The sequence below is a fragment of the Escherichia sp. KTE159 genome (genome assembly GCF_000408805.1).
GTDB lineage: Bacteria > Pseudomonadota > Gammaproteobacteria > Enterobacterales > Enterobacteriaceae > Escherichia > Escherichia marmotae.
In genome coordinates this window covers 3,279,175-3,294,278 of sequence record NZ_KE137292.1, presented here as the reverse complement: position 1 = coordinate 3,294,278, position 15,104 = coordinate 3,279,175, and the positions used below count along the sequence as shown (strand labels likewise).

Annotated in this window: 14 protein-coding genes; 12 read left to right on the top strand and 2 right to left on the bottom strand. The window is 46.1% G+C overall.

Annotated elements, in window-relative coordinates; genetic code table 11:
• Positions 1 to 35: 35 nt before the first annotated feature.
• The 8 genes from A31E_RS06050 (at position 36) to A31E_RS06085 (ending at position 8,098) form a co-directional block, all read left to right on the top strand.
• Positions 36 to 2,627, top strand: a complete 2,592-nt coding sequence (locus tag A31E_RS06050; RefSeq protein WP_016249297.1) for a fimbrial biogenesis usher protein — start codon at positions 36 to 38, stop codon at positions 2,625 to 2,627.
• Positions 2,627 to 3,190 carry a fimbrial protein gene (locus A31E_RS06055; protein ID WP_016249296.1) on the top strand — a complete coding sequence of 188 codons (564 nt, stop codon included), beginning with the start codon at positions 2,627 to 2,629 and terminating at the stop codon, positions 3,188 to 3,190. Before A31E_RS06050 ends, A31E_RS06055 begins: the two co-directional genes overlap by 1 nt.
• 7 nt (positions 3,191 to 3,197) lie before the next feature.
• Positions 3,198 to 3,722: a fimbrial protein gene (locus A31E_RS06060; RefSeq protein WP_000199134.1), complete on the top strand. Its 525-nt coding sequence runs from the start codon at positions 3,198 to 3,200 to the stop codon at positions 3,720 to 3,722.
• The gene (locus A31E_RS06065) at positions 3,688 to 4,464 is read left to right on the top strand and encodes a fimbrial biogenesis chaperone (RefSeq protein WP_016249295.1); all 777 of its coding nucleotides are present in this window, start codon (positions 3,688 to 3,690) and stop codon (positions 4,462 to 4,464) included. Before A31E_RS06060 ends, A31E_RS06065 begins: the two co-directional genes overlap by 35 nt.
• A gap of 13 nt (positions 4,465 to 4,477) precedes the next feature.
• On the top strand, positions 4,478 to 5,608 hold the full coding sequence (locus tag A31E_RS06070; RefSeq protein WP_016249294.1) for a fimbrial protein: 1,131 nt from the start codon (positions 4,478 to 4,480) through the stop codon (positions 5,606 to 5,608).
• An 81-nt stretch (positions 5,609 to 5,689) separates the two neighbouring features.
• Positions 5,690 to 7,204: a PstS family phosphate ABC transporter substrate-binding protein gene (locus tag A31E_RS06075; protein WP_016249293.1), complete on the top strand. Its 1,515-nt coding sequence runs from the start codon at positions 5,690 to 5,692 to the stop codon at positions 7,202 to 7,204.
• A 21-nt stretch (positions 7,205 to 7,225) separates the two neighbouring features.
• Entirely contained in the window at positions 7,226 to 7,630 is a 405-nt protein-coding gene (locus A31E_RS06080; RefSeq protein ID WP_016249292.1) for a hypothetical protein, read from the top strand.
• A 3-nt stretch (positions 7,631 to 7,633) separates the two neighbouring features.
• Positions 7,634 to 8,098, top strand: a complete 465-nt coding sequence (locus A31E_RS06085) for a hypothetical protein (RefSeq protein ID WP_010381141.1) — start codon at positions 7,634 to 7,636, stop codon at positions 8,096 to 8,098.
• 336 nt (positions 8,099 to 8,434) lie between these two features.
• Here the strand turns inward: A31E_RS06085 and glpD are convergent, their stop codons facing one another.
• Complete coding sequence (gene glpD, locus A31E_RS06090) at positions 8,435 to 9,940, bottom strand: glycerol-3-phosphate dehydrogenase (RefSeq protein ID WP_016249290.1); 1,506 nt, start codon at positions 9,938 to 9,940, stop codon at positions 8,435 to 8,437.
• Positions 9,941 to 10,129: 189 nt separating this feature from the next.
• Between glpD and glpE the strand changes: the two genes are divergently transcribed.
• The 3 genes from glpE to A31E_RS06105 are packed head-to-tail and all read left to right on the top strand — an operon-like array spanning position 10,130 to position 12,106.
• A complete protein-coding gene (gene glpE, locus A31E_RS06095) occupies positions 10,130 to 10,456 on the top strand; it encodes a thiosulfate sulfurtransferase GlpE (RefSeq protein ID WP_016249289.1) in 327 nt (108 codons plus the stop codon).
• Positions 10,457 to 10,500: 44 nt separating this feature from the next.
• On the top strand, positions 10,501 to 11,331 hold the full coding sequence (glpG, locus tag A31E_RS06100) for a rhomboid family intramembrane serine protease GlpG (protein ID WP_001517241.1): 831 nt from the start codon (positions 10,501 to 10,503) through the stop codon (positions 11,329 to 11,331).
• Between the two features lie 16 nt (positions 11,332 to 11,347).
• Positions 11,348 to 12,106 carry a DeoR/GlpR family transcriptional regulator gene (locus A31E_RS06105; protein WP_000815101.1) on the top strand — a complete coding sequence of 253 codons (759 nt, stop codon included), beginning with the start codon at positions 11,348 to 11,350 and terminating at the stop codon, positions 12,104 to 12,106.
• Here A31E_RS06105 and rtcR read toward each other — a convergent pair.
• Entirely contained in the window at positions 12,088 to 13,686 is a 1,599-nt protein-coding gene (rtcR, locus tag A31E_RS06110; protein WP_001232910.1) for a DNA-binding transcriptional regulator RtcR, read from the bottom strand. The two genes, A31E_RS06105 and rtcR, sit on opposite strands and share 19 nt — an antisense overlap.
• A 188-nt stretch (positions 13,687 to 13,874) precedes the next feature.
• Here rtcR and rtcB point away from each other — a divergent pair, with 188 nt between their 5' ends.
• The gene (gene rtcB / locus A31E_RS06115; protein ID WP_016249288.1) at positions 13,875 to 15,101 is read left to right on the top strand and encodes an RNA-splicing ligase RtcB; all 1,227 of its coding nucleotides are present in this window, start codon (positions 13,875 to 13,877) and stop codon (positions 15,099 to 15,101) included.
• Positions 15,102 to 15,104: the final 3 nt, after the last annotated feature.

The following is a 15,104-nucleotide window of genomic DNA, read 5'->3' as shown; positions in this document are numbered from 1 at the left end:
AAGATTAAAACGTTAAAGCAACTCAGGTCAGGGACATGAACCTAAAGCTCAAAAAACTCGAACACTGGATGGCAAGGAACAAGCAGATGGGGCAGTGTATACCGCTTCTACTGACACTTTTGCCTGCGTATTCAGCGGCGGGTATGCGCTTTAACCCTGCCTTTCTGTCGGGTGATACTGAAGCTGTTGCTGATTTATCTCGTTTTGAGAAAGGGATGACTTATCTACCTGGTAGTTATGAGGTTGAAATATGGGTCAATGATTCGCCTTTGACATCACGTAAGGTCACTTTCAAAGCTGATGAGCAGAATCAGTTGATTCCCTGTTTTTCGCTCGATGAATTAGTCATTTTAGGAATTAACAAAAGTGCATTGCCGGAGCAGGCGCAAGATGAGGGGAATCATTGTCTCGATTTGCGTATATGGTTTGCAGAAGTTCAATATACACCTGAACTTGATGCGCAACGACTCAAACTGACTTTCCCGCAGGCAATATTAAAGCATGAGGCACGTGGCTATATTCCACCTGAAGAATGGGATAATGGTATCCCGGCAGTTCTTATTAATTATGATTTTTCTGGCAATAGTGATCGTGGCGACTACGTGTCTGATAGCTATTATTTAAATCTGCGTTCAGGTTTAAATTTAGGGGCGTGGCGTTTTCGTGATTACTCTACATGGAGTCGTTCAGGTAATTCACCGGGGAAAATTGCACATGTGAGTAGTACATTACAACGGGTAATTATTCCTTTCAAAAGTGAATTAACACTGGGTGATACCTGGTCTTCATCAGATGTTTTCGACAGCGTGAGTATTCGTGGTGCTAAACTTGAGTCCGACGAAAACATGCTGCCCGATAGCCAAAGTGGTTTTGCCCCTACTGTGCGCGGCATTGCTAAAAGCAATGCTCAGGTAACGATTAAACAAAATGGCTATGTTATTTATCAGACTTATATTCCTCCCGGACCTTTTGAAATCAACGATCTGAACCCTACGTCTTCCGCAGGGGATTTGGAAGTTACGATCAAAGAGTCTGATAATTCCGAAACTATCTATACCATTCCTTACGCCGCTGTTCCCATCCTTCAACGCGAAGGCCATATAAAATATTCCGCGACGGCCGGTAAATATCGTACTAATAGTTACAATCAAAATAATCCATATATCTTTCAGGGCGATTTGATTTGGGGATTACCCTGGGATATTACTGCATATGGAGGAATACAATATTCTGATAATTATCGGGCAATAGCTCTCGGGCTGGGGTTCAATCTTGGTATGTTTGGAGCGACGTCATTCGATTTGACGCAAGCCAATAGCACGCTTGCCGATGGCAGTAAACATCAAGGGAAATCGTACCGTTTTCTATACTCAAAATCATTAGTGCAAACAGGTACGGCTTTTCAGATTATTGGTTATCGTTACTCGACGGAAGGATTTTATTCGTTGAGTGATACCACATATAAACAAATGTCGGGGACAGTTATCGATCCAGATACTCTTAATGAAAAAGACTATGTTTATAACTGGAATGATTTTTACAATTTGCGTTATAACAAAAGAGGAAAGTTTCAGGCAAATATATCGCAACCATTAGGTAAATATGGTTCTATGTATTTGGCGGCAAGTCAGCAAAGTTACTGGAATACGAATAATAAAGATACCTTATATCAGGTCGGCTATAATACGAGCGTGCATGGGGTTTATTTAAATGTTGCTTATAATTATAGCAAATCACCGGGTTCTGATGCTGACAGAATCTTATCCGTCAATGTCTCATTGCCGATCAGCAATTGGCTATCACCAGCCGTTGATGGGCGTAATGCATCAAATTCTATGACTGCGACTTATGGTTACAGTCAGGATAATAGCGGCCATGTGAATCAGTATGCTGGAGTATCAGGCTCACTGCTGGAGCAACATAATCTTAACTATAACATTCAACAAAATTTCGCCAATCAGAATAATGGTGGGAATGGATCGGTAGGTTTAAACTACCGTGGTGCTTATGGTTCACTAAATTCAGGATACAGCTACGATAATAATGGTAACCAGCAATTTAACTATGGTTTAAGTGGTGCCCTGGTTGTTCATGAAAATGGTCTCACGCTAAGCCAGCCGTTAGGTGAAACAAATATACTGATAAAAGCACCTGGGGCAAACAATGTAAATGTGGAACGTGGAACGGGAGTGAAGACAGACTGGCGTGGCTATGCTGTCGTACCTTATGCCACGGAATACCGGCGTAATAATATCTCTTTAGACCCTATGTCTATGAGTATGCATACAGAATTAGATGCTACCAGCATGGAAGTGATACCCAGTAAAGGCGCTTTAGTTCGCGCTGAGTTTAATGCCCATGTCGGTATTCGTGGTTTATTTAATGTTCGCTATCGTAATAAACCTGTTCCATTTGGTGCGACAGCCAGTGTACCCACTGAGGGGACGACTCAGATTACAGGAATAGTTGGCGACAGTGGTCAGGTTTATCTCTCCGGTTTGCCTTTACAAGGCATAATAAATATACAGTGGGGAGACGGTTCTTATCAGCAATGTCAGGCAAGCTATCAATTACCGAAAAGCGAGATAGATAATGCTATTAGCTATGCAAATCTGGAGTGCCGCTAATGAATATATTACAGAAATTTATTTTATTAATTTTTACTTCATTATTCATGGTGGTGGTTTCATGTAATGCACTTGCTAACGATACCGTCGTGGTCACATTTACAGGTCAGTTATTAGCAAAAACATGTGATATTACAACTGGAAGTAAAGACCAGCCAGTAAGCATGGGAACTTATGACGCCAATGATTTTTTAAATGTGGGAGATGTTTCTGGCAGTCATACATTTACGATAAATCTGGAAGGATGTCCAACGGCAACCAGTACTATTTATAGTTCAGGAGTCAGTGCTAATGTGCGGTTTAGCGGGGATACAGACACCATCAATACCACCTTATTACGCCTTACTTCCAGTGCAGATAGTGCAACTGGAGTGGGCGTCGAAATTTTAGATAACGATGATAAAGTTATTGCAATTAATGATGAGTCAGGTTTCAAAGAATTAGTTTTAGATAATAATGGCGATGCCAGTTTAGACTTTAAACTCCGCTATAAGTCAACTCAGCAAAACGTACATGCGGGGCAGGCAAATGCACTGTTGTACTTTGATATAGACTATCAGTGAGGATAATATGACGCGCTATTGTAATTTAATTGCTTTGTTATTCTCTGTGATATCAATATCATCCATTGCTGATGATACAACGCATACAGGTGTTGTACGTATAGAAGGAATAATAACGGCAAAGACTTGCATTGTTGCCGATGAGTCTAAAAATTTTACGGTCAACATGCCAGATGTGCCCAGTTATAGGGTTAGAAATTCAGGAGATGTCACTGAAAAAATTGACTTCTCTATAAAATTAACCCGCTGTGGCAGTGATGTCAGTAATGCCAATATCAAATTTGATGGAACATCAGTAAGTGAAGATACCACCCTGTATAAACTGGATGAGGGATCTGTTGAGGGGTTAGCGCTGGCTATTTTTGATAACAACAGACAAAGTATTAGTAATGGTATAATAAGCACCAGTTATGCTCTTACGCCATTGGTAGATAACACATTGCATTTCTTTGCGGCTTATAAAGCCATAAAAAATGATGTACAACCAGGAGATGCGAATGCATCAGTTTCCTTTATCGTCACTTATGATTAATGTGCTGATATTCTTTTTAATATGTTGCACAAATGCGCAAGCAGGGGTTGTCGTTGGCAGTACCCGTTTTGTTTACCCAGAAAAGCAGTCATCAATATCGGTCGAGCTTAAAAATACTGCCAGTAAAGATATGTTGGTTAAAATTTCCGTGACACCTGATGATGGACGTCAGTTAAAAGGGACAGTGGAATCCCAGCCTTTACTTCCAGATAAGATATTTATTGCGACGCCACCATTATTAGTACTTAAACAAGATAAACATACCAAAATAAGAATTAATCACGTGGGTGGCCAGTTACCTGCAGATCGTGAGAGTTTATTTATACTGAATATTGCAGCGTTACCTGCTCAGGAACCAAACTCACAGCTTAAGAACGAAAATCAACTCCAGGTAGCCGTACGCAATAGGATGAAAATATTTTATCGCCCGGAGACATTATCAGGTAATCCACTTGACGCTTATAAACAGTTACGTTGGTCGCGAAACAATGAAACTGTCACCATTTTTAACCCTACCCCCTGGTATGTGACACTCTATAATTTATCTATTGATGGTAAAAGCATAAATGGTGGCATGGTCGCACCATTTAGCCATCGTCAACAGAATTGGTGTTTGCGGCAAGGATATTGTGAGGTTAACTGGCAAACGTTGGATCTTTATAATAATGCCTTACCTGTATGTAACGTGAAATTAAATGTTTTGCAAAATAATGTTATGGGTGCAGTAGCGATACATGGATAACTGGAGAAGCAGAATGTTAACTTATTTCTGGGGAAATATAAAAGTAATTTGTATATTGTTTTTTCTTTTAATCAGTAGTTGCTATAACATCGTGTATGCAGAAGATATGGGACGGGATCGCGCTTTTTGTTATCCTGGAAAGCCAGGGAATAATACTACTCCTGCGACATTTTCTTATAATTTTGGTACTGTTACTGTCTCAGATGTTAATAATAATTCTCCCGGAAAAATATTACCAGTGCAGAACTGGAAAATAGGGACTTATAAAGCGTATTGCAATTCCCTGGATGATTACGAGGTTTATTTTACAGCCACATCTGGCATAGATCCATCAGGTGCGTCTGGTGATCATCAGGGAAGCGATATATTTATCCCCTTGACTCATGAGATATCGGTTTCAACACATATAAAACTCTATAAGAGAAATGAAACAATGACAGATAAGACAGTTCCTTTTGAAAACTATAGCACCAATTATCCAGCAGACAGAAGTAAACCATCGAGTTGGTCATCCGGAACAGAAGGCTATATAAAAATCAGACTTGATAAAAAAATAATATCCGACATCTCAATAAATAACGTGCTGCTGGTTTCTTTGTATGTCAGCCAGTTCCCAACGGAGCACGGACCAGTTCCTGTATTTAATGCTTATATTGGTAACTTAAATATTGAGGTTCCACAAGGTTGCACAATTAATGAGGGCACCAGTTTTACCGTTAATATGCCGGATGTCTGGGCCAGTGAGCTAAGTCGGGCTGGTGCTGGAGTGAAGCCAACGGGCGTTTCCCCGGTTGCAACCACTATTCCGATAAACTGTACAAATAAAGATATTGATGCCGTAATGACGCTGGTTTTTGATGGCAATATTTCATCAACGAGAGATGTTAATGGTCGGCAAAGCATTATTCAGGCGGAGGATAACCCAGACGTTGGCATTATGATTATGGATAGCCAACAGGAGTCCGTAGACTTGAATGAGCTGGCTGCGCATGTTGGCGTGCCATTTAAGTTAGTTGAAAACCGGGCTGCGTCAGCTCAGACGGCAGACGTGACTTTTCTGTCTCTCCCCGTCAGTACCACAGGGCGGCTACCTGCTGCGGGTCGTTATAACGCCCTGGCTATTTTGCGGGTGGAATATCAGTAATGTGTGTGAGTACAGAATCGGATTAGCCCGCTTTTAGCCATCGGTGCAAAATAAAGCGCAGTAACAGCAAGGATGAATAATATGCAAAACGGAAAATGGATTTTGACCTCGCTGGTAATGACTTTTTTCGGCATCCCCATACTGACGCAATTTTTGGCAGCGGTTGTTGCCATGCTGGGGGTCGGACTTACCGCCATTCTTGAGGTTTGCAATTTACTCTTCACGCCAACAATTTACCTTCTGCTTAACATTTTTATGTTGGCGCTGGGCGCGATAATGCTATTTTTCTCGGGGCGAGTATGGGCGGGCGATAGCGCTCCAGAAAAAAGAGAAATAGCCGCCTGGCGACAATGCTTTTTTCTGTTACCGGCACTATTAATCCTGGTTGGCTGGATAATCACGCTACATCTGGCAGATTATCAATTTCGCCAGATGGGAGCAGATTGGTTGGCAAACCTTATGCTTCCCTGGATGGGCGTTTTGTTAGTCTCATTAGTTGGTGGTGAGTTCTGGTGGATAGTCATAATTCCCGTTGGGGCGCATATCAGTTTTTCGCTGGGATACTCCTGGCCAACCAGACATTCTTTAACCGGTACATCCGGGCTACGTTGCCGTAATTCTCTCCTGTTTATCCTTCTCATGCTTGGTTTTGTCGCTGGTTATCAGGCTTATTTATATAAACAGCTCAATCCCGGCGTTGGTGTACGCGAAAATATTGATACCTGGGCCTGGCGACCCGATAAACTCAATAATCAACTTACAGCGCTGCGTGGTAAACCACAAATCCAGTTTACGCAAAACTGGCCGCGACTCGATGGCGCTACGGCAGCGTACCCAATTTATGCCTCTGCATTTTATGCGTTAAGCGTAATACCGGAAGATTTACACACCCGGGAATATTTGGCGAACTCTCGCACGCCGGAGGCGTATAACAAAATCGTTAAGGGAGACGCTGATATTATTTTTGTGGCTCAACCTTCCGGTGGGCAGAAAAAACGTGCAGAGGAATCAGGTGTTACTTTGATGTACACACCTTTTGCTCGCGAAGCATTTGTTTTCATCGTCAATGCGGATAACCCGGTTAATTCCCTGACTGAACAACAAGTGCGTGACATCTTCAGTGGCGCAATTACCAACTGGCACACGGTTGGCGGTAATGATCAGGAGATCCAGACCTGGCAACGCCCGGAAGACTCGGGTAGTCAGACGGTGATGCAATCACAGGTCATGAAAAATATCCGCATGATCTCTCCGCAGGAAACAGAAGTAGCAAGTGTGATGGAAGGAATGATTAAAGTCGTTGCCGAATACCGTAATACAAACAACGCAATTGGTTACACCTTCCGCTATTACGCCACGCAAATGAATGCTGATAAGAATATAAAATTATTAGCGATTAACGGCATTGCGCCGACTGCGGAAAACATTCGCAACGGCAAATATCCGTACATCGTCGATGCGTTCATGGTGACGCGGGAAAATACAACGTCAGAAACACAAAAACTGGTGGAGTGGTTTTTAACGCCACAAGGGCAGAGCCTGGTAGATGATGTTGGTTATGTGCCGCTGTATAAAACGTTATCAGATATTAAATAATAAAGTAAACAGGGGGCAGATATGGATATGAAGATTTTATTACCTATCAGCAGTTGCTTACTCTTTCTTCCTGAGAGTAATGCTGCCCACCAGAGTATTTCACCGCCTTTCCTGCATTACACATTAGCTTGTGAAAGAGAGCAAATTAACCCCGGAATTAATTTGTCTGAGTATTATTCAGAAAATGAATTTGACTTGTACCAATATTATGCTTTTCGTTGCCCGGATATAGAGAATCAAGTCAGAGGACCATCAGTTTCTGTTTTATTGAGAGTGAGCGTGAAAAGTCCGTTTGAGGACAGGTTAAATATTTCAACATCATATGCAGTTTACCCTGATTATAATATCGATAAATTAATTTACTTGAGTGATGATGGCAACAGGGAGAAATCAACGCTAAACGACTCTGTTAATGTTACTCAATAAAATATGAAACAAAAAATAGAAAAAGCTTTAACGGTTTTGCTTATGATTTACGCCGGATCCGCAGTTGCCGAAGGCAAAGTGAACGATTTATGCCACATAGGTAATCGTGTAGATAAACTAGAGATTATAAATTATCCGCAGGGATACACTTCGCCAGTTTCAATTGATGAGGGACGGCTGAATGAAATTTATAAATACAAGGTTGAAATCACTGAGCTTGATGATAAAGAAAGTAAAAAAATTGTTGAGCTATTACAGATGGATTATGCTGAACAAGAGGAAAATGTTACTAATCTGAGGTGGCGCGTGAATATCACTTCATATCAAAATAAAAAATGTGATATCTATTTTGATGGTTTTGGTTTATGTGGAAAAATTAACGGTGAGAATGTCTGCTTCAGGCATAATGAAATGATACGATGGATAGAGTCCCATATTTCTGTGTTTCTACATAGCGTTAATGAATGAACGTTATGAAATAATGAATTTATCAACAAACTCCTGACATTCTCAATAGCCTTGCACAGTTTTTTATTGCACGGATTTTGAATAGATATCATCTAGAGGATAGGTTTATCCTGACAGTTTAAACTGTCCGTTAATAATAAAGGACAACCAAATGGAATTAGTGCGCTTTGTTCATGCCGGATGCGGCGTGAACGCCTTATCCGGCCTACAAAATCATGCAAATTCAATATATTGCATAAACCACGTAGGTCTGATAAGCGTAGCGCATCAGGCAGTTTTTGTGTTTGTCATCAGTCTCAGGTCAGATTGAAATCTGACCTGGCAGCTTACGTTAAATCACGACGCCAGCGACAACTTCTGCTGCGTATACTCCACCAGCCACTGACTCACACGAGATTGTTGTTCTGCATTCAGCCACATGCCTTGTTTCGTGCGACGCCACAGGGCATCGTCGGCGCGGCGTACCCATTCGTGGTCGACTAGATATTTCAGCTCCGCTTCGTAGAACTCATGACCGAAATCTTCCCCGAGATCGCTTATCGCCTCTGCATTGCCGAGCAGCAGCTCGCTGTTGCTGCCGTAAGTGCGCGCGTAATGCCGTGCCAGCGATTCCGTAATGAACGGATAGCGGCGGCGCAGGCGGGCGGCATAATCGTCGCGGTCGCCGTCAATGGCACCACCCGGCAGCACGCTCTCTTTCGTCCACGCCGGGCCAATACCCTGATAATACGGCGTCAGTTTTTCCAGCGCGTGTTCCGCCAGTTTGCGGTAGGTCGTCAGCTTGCCGCCAAATACCGACAACAGCGGTGCTTTGCCGTTTTCATCATGGATATCAAGGGTGTAATCACGGGTGATTGCCTGCGGTGAGTCGGATTCATCATCACACAGCGGACGCACGCCGGAGTAAGTCCAGACGATATCGTCACGGCTTAACTGCTTTTTAAAGTGCGTGTTATACACTTTCAGCAGGTAATTGATTTCACTCTCTTCAATCTTCACTGCTTTTGGATCGCCTTTGTATTCCACATCGGTGGTGCCGATGATGGAAAACTCATCCATCCACGGGATCACGAACACAATACGTTTATCTTCGTTTTGCAGAATGTACGCTTGTTTCTGGGTATGCACACGCGGCACCACAATATGGCTGCCTTTGATCAGGCGAATGCCATAAGGTGAGGGCAGATGCATTCCTTCGTCGAAGAACTGTTTCACCCACGGACCGGTGGCGTTAACCAGGCCGCGAGCCTGCCATGTATATTTTTTGCCGGTATCGATATCTTCCGCTTCCACAATCCACAAACCGTTTTCGCGGCGGGCAGACGTGGCACGAGTACGGGTAAGCACTTCGCCGCCTTTACGCACGACCATCTGGGCGTTGGCTAATACCAGACGGGCGTCGTCGACCCAACAGTCGGAATATTCGAATCCGCGCGTAATTTCCGGTTTTAATACTGAATTTGCGCCAAAACGCAAACCGGTTGATCCCGGCAGGCTGGTTCGTTTACCCAAATGATCGTACATAAACAGACCAATGCGAATCATCCACGCGGGACGCAGATGCGGGCGATGCGGCAGGCGAAAACGCATTGGGAAAGCGATATGCGGGGCCATTTTCAGCAACACTTCACGTTCTGCCAGCGCCTCGCTGACCAGACGGAATTCATAGTGTTCAAGGTAACGCAGGCCACCGTGAATGAGTTTTGAACTGGCGGAAGATGTCGCACAAGCGAGATCCTGCGCTTCCAGCATTAGCACGGATAAACCGCGTCCAGCGGCGTCTGCCGCGATACCAGCACCATTGATGCCGCCACCTATCACAATCAGATCTTTGGTTTCCATGCTGCCCTCATTCACTTTCGTTAAAGCTCATAAATGTTCGTTATCGAACATAATAGCAAACAAACGCGCTTTGAGTAACATTGAAAAAACATTTTAGAGTGATATGCATAACATTATGGCGTTTATCTGCCGCTCCGACGTAAACTGTGCGATAAATTTGCCCACTTGTTTGTAAAGAAAGAGAGACGCATGGATCAGTTCGAATGTATTAACGTTGCCGACGCGCACCAGAAGTTGCAGGAAAAAGAGGCGGTGCTGGTCGATATTCGCGATCCACAAAGTTTCGCAATGGGGCATGCGGCGCAGGCTTTCCATCTAACCAATGACACGCTGGGTGCGTTCATGCGCGAAAATGACTTCGATACCCCGGTAATGGTGATGTGTTACCACGGTAATAGCAGCAAAGGCGCGGCGCAGTATCTGCTGCAACAGGGTTATGATGTGGTTTACAGTATCGATGGTGGCTTTGAAGCCTGGCAGCGTCAGTTTCCCGTAGAGGTGGCTTACGGCGCGTAACGCTTTATACTGTCCCCTTTTGTGTGGAATAAGCGACAGCAACGATGTTGATGATTACCTCTTTTGCTAACCCCCGCGTGGCGCAGGCATTTGTTGATTACATGGCGACACAGGGCGTTATCCTCACGATTCAACAACATAACCAAAGCGATGTCTGGCTGGCGGATGAATCCCAGGCCGAACGCGTGCGGGCAGAGCTGGCGCGTTTTCTCGAAAACCCGGCAGATCCGCGTTATCTCGCCGCCAGTTGGCAGTCAGGTCATACCGGTAGTGGCCTGCACTATCGCCGTTTTCCTTTCTTTGCCACTTTGCGTGAACGTGCAGGCCCGGTCACCTGGGTAGTGATGATTGCCTGCGTGCTGGTGTTTATCGCCATGCAAATTCTTGGCGATCAGGAAGTGATGTTATGGCTGGCCTGGCCATTCGATCCGACGCTGAAATTTGAGTTCTGGCGCTACTTCACGCATGCGTTAATGCACTTCTCGCTGATGCATATCCTCTTTAACCTGCTCTGGTGGTGGTATCTCGGTGGCGCAGTGGAAAAACGCCTCGGTAGCGGTAAGCTGATAGTCATTACTCTCATCAGCGCCCTGCTAAGCGGCTATGTGCAGCAAAAGTTCAGTGGGCCGTGGTTTGGCGGGCTTTCTGGTGTGGTTTATGCACTGATGGGCTACGTCTGGCTACGCGGCGAGCGCGATCCACAAAGCGGTATTTACCTGCAACGTGGGTTAATCATCTTTGCGCTGATCTGGATTGTTGCCGGATGGTTTGATTTGTTTGGGATGTCGATGGCGAATGGAGCACACATCGCCGGGTTAGCCGTGGGTTTAGCGATGGCTTTTGTTGATTCGCTCAATGCGCGAAAACGAAAATAATTCCAGGGATTTATAAATGAAACAAACACAACGACACAACGGTATTATCGAACTGGTTAAGCAGCAGGGCTATGTCAGCACCGAAGAGCTGGTAGAGCATTTTTCCGTCAGCCCGCAGACTATTCGCCGTGACCTCAATGAACTGGCGGAACAGAACCTGATCCTGCGCCATCATGGCGGCGCGGCGCTGCCTTCCAGTTCGGTTAACACGCCGTGGCATGATCGCAAAGCTACCCAGACCGAAGAAAAAGAGCGTATCGCCCGTAAAGTGGCCGAGCAGATCCCCAACGGTTCGACGCTGTTTATTGATATCGGCACCACGCCGGAAGCGGTGGCGCACGCGCTGCTCAATCACAGCAATTTGCGCATTGTCACCAACAATCTCAATGTCGCTAATACGCTGATGGTGAAAGAAGATTTCCGCATTATTCTCGCCGGTGGTGAATTGCGTAGCCGCGATGGCGGGATCATTGGCGAAGCGACGCTGGATTTTATCTCTCAGTTCCGCCTCGATTTCGGCATTCTTGGGATCAGCGGCATTGACAGCGACGGCTCGTTACTGGAGTTCGATTACCATGAAGTTCGCACCAAACGCGCCATTATTGAGAACTCGCGCCACGTTATGCTGGTTGTCGATCACTCAAAATTTGGCCGTAATGCGATGGTAAACATGGGCAGCATCAGCATGGTCGATGCCGTTTACACCGACACCATGCCGCCTGCGGGGGTGATGCAGGTGCTGACGGACCATCATATTCAACTGGAACTGTGCTGAGTCAGTACCGATTCCCACGTCAGACCAAAACGCGCCAGGTATTTGCGTAGCCGATCCGCGTCATTAACGCTGGCTCTGCCCTGGCGCGAAACGTCAAAAAGTTCACGTCCGGCGGCGGAAAGCGATTTTGCCTGGCGACAAATGGCAATCACGTTTTCCAGTTGCATTCGGTCGAAGAGATCGATGTTCTCCACCTCTGCGCCCAGCAACGTCGTAAGTGCCGAAGGGCGACTCTCCTGCCAGTTATAGCGCAGACGGCGAATCTCATCTTCCACAGCTTCCAGAGTGATGCGTCCGCTATTGGCAAACGTCGCCATACGCGTAACACTGGCAGAAAGTTCGCGAAAATTACCGCGCCATGTTGCCTGGGGGGATGTCGCAAAAGCCAGCCATGCGCGCCGCGCTTCGGTGTTAAAACGCACGCTATCGCCGGTGAGTGAGGCGTGGCGCTCCACTTCATAATCCAGGTTAGGCTCAATATCCTCCTGACGCTGGCGTAGTCCTGGCAGAGTGAAGGTCCAGAGATTTATCCGCGCATACAGGTCTTCACGAAATCTCCCTTCAGCGACCAACTGGCGCAAATCGCGCACCGTTCCGGCGATAAGCTGAAAATCGCTACTCACCTGGCGATCGCTGCCAAACGGATAAAAAGTTTTCTCTTCAATGGCTTTCAGCAACATGGCTTGTTCATCTGCGCCCAGTTCGCCAATTTCATCAAGAAACAACATGCCGCCGTTGGCGCTGCGTAATAACCCTTCCCGCGCGTCTCTCGCGCCGGTGAACGCACCTTTCACATGACCAAACAGCGCCGACATGGCGGTATCACCGCGCAGCGTGGCGCAGTTCACTTCAACAAACGCGCCGCTAAACTGATGCCGTGCCTGTTTTAATTCGAAGATGCGTCGTGCCAGAAACGACTTGCCCGCGCCGGTCGGGCCATTAAGCAGGATTGGCGCGCGGGATTTAATCGCTACTTTTTCGATCTGTTCAATCATGCGGTTGAAGTGTGGGTTACGCGTGGCGATGCCCGACTTAAGAAAATCGAGCGTTTGCTGGCGTTCTTCGGCAAAGCGGCTGGCGATAGCGTTATAACGGCTTAAATCGAGATCGATAATCGTCACTGCGCCTGCGCTATCCGGCTGTTCTTTCTTACGCGGCGGGGAAGTTTGCGCCAGTCGGGCGGGCAGGTAACGCGCTTCTGCCAGCAAAAACCAGCAAATTTGCGCTACGTGGGTGCCAGTGGTGATGTGAATTAAATAGTCTTCTTTATCAGGTTGAAAAGCGTAACCACGGGCGAAATCATGCAGGCAGGCGTAGACCTCTTCGAAATCCCACGGATTATGGAGTTCCACTTCTACACCTACAACCTGCGTTTCTGGTGAAATGCTGGCGATATCGCGTTTAAGCGTTTCAAACAGCGAGCGTGAGCGGGCGTCGTGTAATAATTCCAGTCGATCAATCACCAATGATTCTTGCTGGCATAAACAGAGTGTCGGCCGCCATTTCGACCAGCGTTGGCTACCGCGCCCGGCATAATCCAGTACGGTTCCGACAAAACCAAAAGCCACTGTTTTACGCATCTTAGATATCCTTATAAAAGACGATATTTCATTATCGGTTAAGTGGCTTTATAGAAAATCTCCGTATACGGACTTTGTACTTTTAATTAAATAAAAACAATTAATTATAGATTTAATCTGCTGATTTAATTTTCTGGCACGACGGTTGCAATTATCAGGACAGCAAACAACGAAACGAGAAAAAGAAAATGAATTACGAATTACTGACCACTGAAAATGCCCCGGTAAAAATGTGGACCAAAGGCGTGCCGGTAGAAGACGATGCGCGCCAGCAACTGATAAATACGGCGAAGATGCCGTTTATTTTCAAGCATATTGCGGTGATGCCCGATGTGCACCTGGGGAAAGGTTCCACCATTGGTAGCGTGATCCCGACCAAAGGGGCGATTATTCCGGCGGCGGTGGGCGTGGATATCGGCTGTGGAATGAACGCACTGCGTACCGCGTTAACGGCGGCAGACTTGCCTGAAAACCTGGCGGAGCTGCGTCAGGCAATTGAAACTGCCGTGCCACACGGGCGTACTACCGGGCGTTGTAAACGTGATAAAGGTGCATGGGAAAATCCGCCTGTTAACGTCGATGCTAAATGGGCCGGGTTGGAAGCCGGTTATCAGTGGTTAACGCAAAAATACTCGCGTTTCCTGAATACCAATAACTATAAACACCTGGGAACGCTGGGAACGGGTAACCACTTTATTGAAATCTGCCTTGATGAGGCGGATCGGGTGTGGATTATGCTGCACTCCGGTTCACGCGGAATTGGTAACGCCATCGGAACTTACTTTATCGACCTGGCGCAAAAAGAGATGCAGGAACAGCTTGAAACGTTGCCGTCACGTGATCTCGCGTACTTCCTTGAAGGAACGGAATATTTTGACGATTACCTGAAAGCAGTAGCCTGGGCGCAGCTTTTTGCCAGCCTCAACCGTGATGCGATGATGGAAAACGTGGTATCGGCGTTGCAGAGCATTACGCATAAAACGGTGAGACAGCCGCAAACGCTGGCAATGGAAGAGATCAACTGCCACCACAACTATGTGCAAAAAGAGCTGCACTTTGGCGAAGAGATCTATGTGACGCGGAAAGGCGCGGTGTCTGCGCGTGCCGGGCAGTACGGAATTATTCCTGGGTCGATGGGGGCGAAAAGCTTTATCGTGCGTGGGCTGGGAAATGAAGAGTCTTTCTGCTCATGCAGCCACGGTGCAGGTCGCGTGATGAGCCGTACCAAAGCGAAAAAACTGTTTAGTGTGGAAGATCAGATCCGTGCTACAGCGCATGTGGAATGCCGTAAAGATGCCGAGGTGATCGACGAAATCCCGATGGCGTATAAGGACATTGATGCAGTAATGGCAGCACAAAGCGATCTGGTGGAAGTCGTCTACACCCTGCGTCAGGTGGTGTGCGTAAAAGGATAAATG

Excerpts from the sequence above, each read along its gene's own strand:
- rtcR (WP_001232910.1), bottom strand. The coding sequence starts at position 13,686 with ATGCGTAAAACAGTGGCTTTTGGTTTTGTCGGAACCGTACTGGATTAT.
- glpG (WP_001517241.1), top strand. The coding sequence starts at position 10,501 with ATGTTGATGATTACCTCTTTTGCTAACCCCCGCGTGGCGCAGGCATTT.
- A31E_RS06050 (WP_016249297.1), top strand. The coding sequence starts at position 36 with ATGAACCTAAAGCTCAAAAAACTCGAACACTGGATGGCAAGGAACAAG.
- A31E_RS06055 (WP_016249296.1), top strand. The coding sequence starts at position 2,627 with ATGAATATATTACAGAAATTTATTTTATTAATTTTTACTTCATTATTC.
- A31E_RS06085 (WP_010381141.1), top strand. The coding sequence starts at position 7,634 with ATGAAACAAAAAATAGAAAAAGCTTTAACGGTTTTGCTTATGATTTAC.
- A31E_RS06075 (WP_016249293.1), top strand. The coding sequence starts at position 5,690 with ATGCAAAACGGAAAATGGATTTTGACCTCGCTGGTAATGACTTTTTTC.
- A31E_RS06060 (WP_000199134.1), top strand. The coding sequence starts at position 3,198 with ATGACGCGCTATTGTAATTTAATTGCTTTGTTATTCTCTGTGATATCA.
- A31E_RS06080 (WP_016249292.1), top strand. The coding sequence starts at position 7,226 with ATGGATATGAAGATTTTATTACCTATCAGCAGTTGCTTACTCTTTCTT.
- A31E_RS06065 (WP_016249295.1), top strand. The coding sequence starts at position 3,688 with ATGCATCAGTTTCCTTTATCGTCACTTATGATTAATGTGCTGATATTC.
- A31E_RS06105 (WP_000815101.1), top strand. The coding sequence starts at position 11,348 with ATGAAACAAACACAACGACACAACGGTATTATCGAACTGGTTAAGCAG.
- A31E_RS06070 (WP_016249294.1), top strand. The coding sequence starts at position 4,478 with ATGTTAACTTATTTCTGGGGAAATATAAAAGTAATTTGTATATTGTTT.
- rtcB (WP_016249288.1), top strand. The coding sequence starts at position 13,875 with ATGAATTACGAATTACTGACCACTGAAAATGCCCCGGTAAAAATGTGG.
- glpD (WP_016249290.1), bottom strand. The coding sequence starts at position 9,940 with ATGGAAACCAAAGATCTGATTGTGATAGGTGGCGGCATCAATGGTGCT.
- glpE (WP_016249289.1), top strand. The coding sequence starts at position 10,130 with ATGGATCAGTTCGAATGTATTAACGTTGCCGACGCGCACCAGAAGTTG.